The sequence below is a fragment of the Streptomyces sp. NPDC059900 genome, assembly GCF_050270335.1.
In the GTDB taxonomy this organism is placed as follows: Bacteria; Actinomycetota; Actinomycetes; order Streptomycetales; family Streptomycetaceae; genus Streptomyces.
The window spans coordinates 1-5,799 of sequence record NZ_JBNNJZ010000518.1 but is presented as its reverse complement, the minus strand read 5'-3'; the positions used below and the strand labels follow the sequence as shown (position 1 = coordinate 5,799).

The window sequence follows — 5,799 nt, the reverse complement described above, 5'->3', positions numbered from 1 at the left end:
ATGTGGTACTGGGTAGCGGACCACAGAGTTTGTACGAATGCGAAACCGTGAGAGGTGTACTTGTGACGCAAGACCAACAGAAAGCGGACGGCGGGGAAGGGGACGGGCATCTGATGCATGCCGCCCATGGCGGCGCCCATCCCCAGACCGACCGCATCGTGTTCGGCGTGACCGCGGTGCTCACCCTGGCCTTCGTGGTCTGGGGCGGTGTCGCCACGGACTCGCTGGAGAGCACCTCCACGAAGATGCTCAACGGCCTCATCCACAACGGTGGCTGGGCCTTCATGCTGGCGGCGAGCGGATTCGTGGTCTTCGCGCTCTGGCTCGCCATCAGCCGGTACGGAAAGATCACCCTGGGCGAGGAGGGTGAGGAGCCGGAGTTCCGCACCGTCTCCTGGGTCGCGATGATGTTCAGCGCCGGTATGGGCATCGGCCTGATGTTCTACGGCGTGAGCGAGCCGCTCGCCCACTACATGAAGCCACCGCCGGGCACCGATCCCGCCGACTCCGCGGCGAAGATGGAAACGGCGATGTCCACCACCCTCTTCCACTGGACGCTCCACCCGTGGGCGATCTACGCGGTCGTGGGTCTGGCCATCGCGTACAGCACCTTCCGGCGCAAGCGCAGGCAGACCATCAGCGCCGTCTTCACGCCGCTCATCGGCGAGAAGCACGCGAACGGCGCCTGGGGCCGGGTCATCGACATCATCGCCATCTTCGCGACGCTCTTCGGCTCGGCGGCATCGCTCGGGCTCGGCGCGTTGCAGATCGGCAGCGGCTTCGAGGTGCTCGACTGGAGCAGTGACGTTCCCACCAGCCTCCTTGTCGCCATCATCGCCGTCCTGACGGTGGCGTTCGTGGCCTCCGCCATCTCCGGCGTGGAGAAGGGGGTGCAGTGGCTGTCCAACATCAACATGGTGCTCGCGCTGCTGCTCGTGGTGTTCGTCTTCATCGCGGGCCCGACCGTCATCGTCCTGGACATGCTGCCGACCTCCATCGGCTCCTACCTCGGTGACCTGCCCCAGCTCGTCGGGCGTACCGAGGCGTCGAGCGGCAAGGGCGTCTCGGACTGGCTGGGCAGCTGGACGGTCTTCTACTGGGCCTGGTGGATCTCCTGGACGCCCTTCGTGGGCATGTTCATCGCCCGGATCAGCCGGGGACGCACGATCCGGCAGTTCGTGGGCGGCGTCATCCTGGTGCCGAGCACCGTCAGCCTCATCTGGTTCGCCGTCTTCGGCAGCAGCGCGATGAAGGTGGCCGAGGGCGGCGGCCTCGCCGACGAGTCCACCGCCGAGGGCCAGCTCTTCGGCCTGCTGCACGAGTACCCGATCGCCACCGTGACGAGCCTGCTCGTGATGATCCTCGTGGGCATCTTCTTCGTCTCGGGCGCCGACGCGGCGTCGATCGTGATGGGCACGCTCTCCCAGAAGGGCGCGCTCGAACCCGGCAAGCTCGTGGTCGTGTTCTGGGGCGTCGTGACCGGCGCCGTGGCGGCGATCATGCTGCTCATCGGCGACGGATCGGGCAACGCCCTCACGGGCCTGCAGAATCTGACGATCCTCGTCGCGGCGCCGTTCGTGCTCGTGATGATCGGGATGTGTGTGGCGCTCATGCGGGACCTGCGCCACGACCCGCTGATCGTCCGGGGCGAGCACGGCACGGAGGCCGTCGAGAAGGCCGTGATCGCGGGCCACGAGCAGTACGACGGTGACTTCGAGATCCGCATCGGTCCGGCGGAGAACGGGGAAGAGGAGGACACCGGAGCCACCAAGGTCTGAGTCCGCTCCGCTCTCAGGAGGCGGCCGCCCTCGTCCGCGAGGCGGCCGCCTCCTGCGCGTATCGTCCAGCCGGAGACCGCTGTGTACGCCATCGACCGTGCGTACGCCCGTCCGAGCCTGCGGTGCCCCCAAATCCATGCATATGAGGGGCAATTGAGGTCGGCGGACTGTCATTACATCGCCGTCATTTGCCCCATCAGACCCCGGAACGTAGCGGAATGGCTCATGCCGTGCTCACATCACCCCCCGGGTGGGGATACTCACACCATGTCTGCCGAGTACGCGACCTTCGGTCTGGCACCGGCCATGCGCGCCGGTGGAGTTCTCGCCAACGGTGAATACCAAGTCCACCGGGATTTCCTCGACTTCATCGTGAACGGGCGCCCGCTGCTGTTCCACCTCTCCGACCTCGACGCCGTCTCCCCCCTGGCCTCCGACGTACCACCCGCGATATTCACCCACCATGTACGCGGGCTGCTCCTGGAGGCGGAAGCACCCCTGAGCGACGACCGGCACGTCATCTACGGCTGTCCCGAGTGCGAGGGCCTGGAGTGCGGGGCGGTCACGGCGGTCATCGAACGGGCACCGGACGGCACCGACAGCTACGTATGGCGGGACTTCGCCTGGCAGACGGCCGAGCGGGCCGACCTGGAACTCAACGGCTACCACGGCATAGGGCCCTTCCTCTTCGAGGGCGCCGAATACCGCGAGGCCCTGGGGCAGTTGCTGACCCGCGGCGAACCGGCGGCCCGGCGCAGGGTGCTCCTGATCGGCGCACGCGTCGCCGTCCTGGCCAAACTCGCGGCGGCGCTGCGCACGATCGGCATCGGCGCCGAGATCGCGGCGGACGCGGCGGGCGTGCCGCCGGACGAGCTGCGGACGTACGGGGCGGTGGTCTTCGGGCACGCCGTGTCCGCGGCGACGCGCGAAGGAGTGCGCGCCTCGTTCGACGCGGCGGGGATCCGGGTCGCGTACGTCGACGGCCTGGCCCCGATCATCCCGCTCCTGGTCGCGCAGATCGAGGACGCCCTGGACCCCAGCCCGCTGGAGCAGCGCCGCCTGATGCGGCTGGGGGCGGTGGACGGCACGGCGGACGTCGAGATCACCTCGACCTGCCGGGTCCAGCTCATCGCGTACCGCCTCGACCGGCTCTCGCGCACCCGGGTCCACGAGGTTTTCGACGGCGTCCTGGACCCCGGGGAGCACCGCGTCACGCTGGACGCGAAGGCCACGAAGGGGGAGTCGTTCGTGGTGGCACGGACGACCGACAGCGTCCTGGTGACCCCGATAGTGCGCTAGCCGGTGACACGGCGCCACCCCGCATCCGTGCTGCGCGGCCCCCTGCGCCCGTGGCTGCGCGGCCCCCTGCGCCCGTGGCTGCGCGGCACGCTGCGTCCGTGCTGCCGGGAGAGCGGGCCGGCGCCTCGCCTAAACTCGACCCCCTGATGACCGCAACCCTCGTCGCCAAGAATCTCGCCGCCGGCCACGGCGACCGCTCCCTGTTCTCCGCCCTGGAGCTGGTCGTCGCCCCCGGCGACGTCATCGGCCTGGTCGGCGCCAACGGCGCCGGCAAGTCGACCCTGCTCCGCCTCCTCGCGGGCCTCGACACCCCCGAGAGCGGCGAACTGCGCCTCTCGCCGCCGACCGCCGCCGTGGGCCACCTCCCGCAGGAGCCCGAGCGCCGCCCCGGCGAGTCGATCCGCAGCTTCCTTGCCCGGCGCACCGGCGTCGAGGAAGCCCAGCGGGCCATGGACGAGGCGACACAGGGCCTGGTCGACGGAACGCCGGGCGCGGACGACGCGTACGCGCTGAGCCTGGAGCGCTGGCTGTCGCTCGGCGGCGCCGACCTGGACGAGCGGTCCGAGGAGGTCGCGGCCTCCCTCGGCCTCGACATCAGCCTCGACCAGCCGATGACCTCCCTCTCCGGCGGCCAGGCCGCCCGCGCGGGCCTCGCCTCGCTGCTCCTCTCGCGCTACGACGTGTTCCTCCTGGACGAGCCGACCAACGACCTCGACCTGGCGGGCCTCGAACGCCTGGAGAACTTCGTACGGGGACTGCGCGCCGGCACGGTGGTCGTCAGCCACGACCGCGAGTTCCTCACCCGCACCGTCACCAAGGTCCTCGAACTCGACCTGGCCCAGCAGCAGATCAACCTCTACGGCGGCGGCTACGAGGCATATCTGGAGGAGCGCGACGTCGCGCGCCGGCACGCCCGCGACGAGTTCGAGGAGTACGCCGACAAGAAGTCCGCCCTGGAGAGCCGCGCCCAGATGCAGCGCGGCTGGATGGACAAGGGCGTCAAGAACGCCCGGCGCAAGGCGGGCGACAACGACAAGATCGGCAAGAACTTCCGCAGCGAGTCCAGCGAGAAGCAGGCCGCGAAGGCACGCCAGACGCAGCGCATGATCGAGCGGCTCGACGTCGTCGAGGAGCCCCGCAAGGAGTGGGAGCTGCGCATGGAGATCGCGTCGGCGCCGCGCTCCGGCAGCGTCGTCGCCACCCTGCGCGACGCCGAGGTGCACCGCGGTGACTTCACCCTCGGCCCGGTGTCGCTCCAGCTCGACTGGGCGGACCGGGTGGCGATCACCGGCGCGAACGGCTCGGGCAAGTCGACCCTGCTCGGCACGCTCCTGACGCGCATCCCCACGGACGCGGGCCACGCGGCTCTCGGCTCGGGGGTGCTCGTCGGCGAGGTGGACCAGGCCCGCGCGCTGTTCCACGGCCCGGAGTCGCTCCTGGACGCGTTCTGCGCGGCCGTGCCCGACACCGAACCGGCGGAGGTACGCACCCTGCTGGCCAAGTTCGGCCTGAAGGCGGCCCACGTCCTGCGCCCGGCGGCCACGCTCTCGCCGGGCGAGCGCACCCGGGCGGGCCTCGCGCTGCTCCAGGGCCGTGGCGTCAACCTCCTGGTCCTGGACGAGCCGACCAACCACCTCGACCTGCCGGCGATCGAACAGCTGGAGTCGGCCCTCGACGCGTACGAGGGCACGCTGCTCCTGGTGACGCACGACCGCAGGATGCTGGATGCCGTACGGGTCACGCGCCGTCTGGAGGTGGCGGAGGGCAAGGTGACCGAGCTGTCACCCTGACCTCCGCCGACTCTCCGGGGTCTTGCCGGATCAGCGCTGCTTGGGGTCCAGGAGCCCGGCCCTGCGCAGCGCGTCCGCCATCGCGTCATTGGCCGGCGCCGGGGCCTGCCGCTGCTGCCGCTGGCCGCCGCCCTTGCCCTTGCCGCCCTGGCCGCCCTGCTGGCGCGGGGGCCGCTGTCCCCGCTGCTGCGGCGGGCGCCCGGCCCGCCCCTGCTGCTCGCCGCCCGCGGCGTTCGCCTCGTCGTCCAGGCGCAGCGTCAGCGAGATCCGCTTGCGCGGAATGTCGACGTCCATCACCTTCACCTTGACGATGTCGCCCGGCTTCACCACGTCCCGCGGGTCCTTGACGAACGTCTTGGACATCGCGGAGACATGCACGAGCCCGTCCTGGTGGACGCCGATGTCCACGAAGGCGCCGAACGCCGCGACGTTCGTGACGACGCCCTCCAGGACCATCCCCGACGCGAGGTCGGAGATCTTCTCGACGCCGTCCTTGAAGGTCGCCGTCTTGAAGGCGGGACGCGGGTCGCGGCCGGGCTTCTCCAGCTCCTTGAGGATGTCGGTCACCGTAGGCAGACCGAAGGACTCGTCGACGAACTCGTCCGCCCGCAGGGAGCGCAGCGTCGCCGTGTCGCCGACCAGCGAGGCGACCTCGCCGCCCGTCTTCTTCGCCATCCTGCGCACCACCGGATACGCCTCGGGGTGCACGGCGGAGGCGTCGAGCGGGTCGTCGCCGCCGCGGATGCGCAGGAAGCCCGCGCACTGTTCGTACGCCTTGGGGCCGAGGCGGGCCACGTCCTTGAGGCCCTTGCGGGAGGAGAAGGGGCCGTTCGTATCGCGGTGCGCCACGATGTTCTCGGCGAGGCCCGCGCCGATGCCGGAGACGCGGGAGAGCAGCGGGGCGGACGCGGTGTTCACGTCCACGCCCACGC

Annotated in this window: 4 protein-coding genes; 3 read left to right on the top strand and 1 reads right to left on the bottom strand. The window is 70.4% G+C overall.

The window, feature by feature from the left end; genetic code table 11:
* Nucleotides 1–113 precede the first annotated feature (113 nt).
* The 3 genes from ACQKIP_RS37850 to ACQKIP_RS37840 all read left to right on the top strand — a co-directional run bounded on the left by ACQKIP_RS37850 (nt 114) and on the right by ACQKIP_RS37840 (nt 4,867).
* Nucleotides 114–1,778, top strand: coding sequence for a BCCT family transporter (locus tag ACQKIP_RS37850; RefSeq protein WP_365855283.1), 1,665 nt, complete (start codon nt 114–116; stop codon nt 1,776–1,778).
* Between the two features lie 267 nt (nt 1,779–2,045).
* Nucleotides 2,046–3,077 (top strand): oxidoreductase, encoded by a 1,032-nt coding sequence (locus ACQKIP_RS37845; RefSeq protein WP_365855281.1) that lies wholly within the window; start codon nt 2,046–2,048, stop codon nt 3,075–3,077.
* Nucleotides 3,078–3,223: 146 nt separating this feature from the next.
* The gene (locus ACQKIP_RS37840; RefSeq protein ID WP_365855279.1) at nt 3,224–4,867 is read left to right on the top strand and encodes an ABC-F family ATP-binding cassette domain-containing protein; all 1,644 of its coding nucleotides are present in this window, start codon (nt 3,224–3,226) and stop codon (nt 4,865–4,867) included.
* 30 nt (nt 4,868–4,897) lie between these two features.
* On the opposite strand, the gene ACQKIP_RS37835 is transcribed toward ACQKIP_RS37840, so the two are convergent.
* On the bottom strand, nt 4,898–5,799 hold a 902-nt coding region (locus tag ACQKIP_RS37835), incomplete at its 5' end, for a helix-hairpin-helix domain-containing protein (protein ID WP_427745183.1).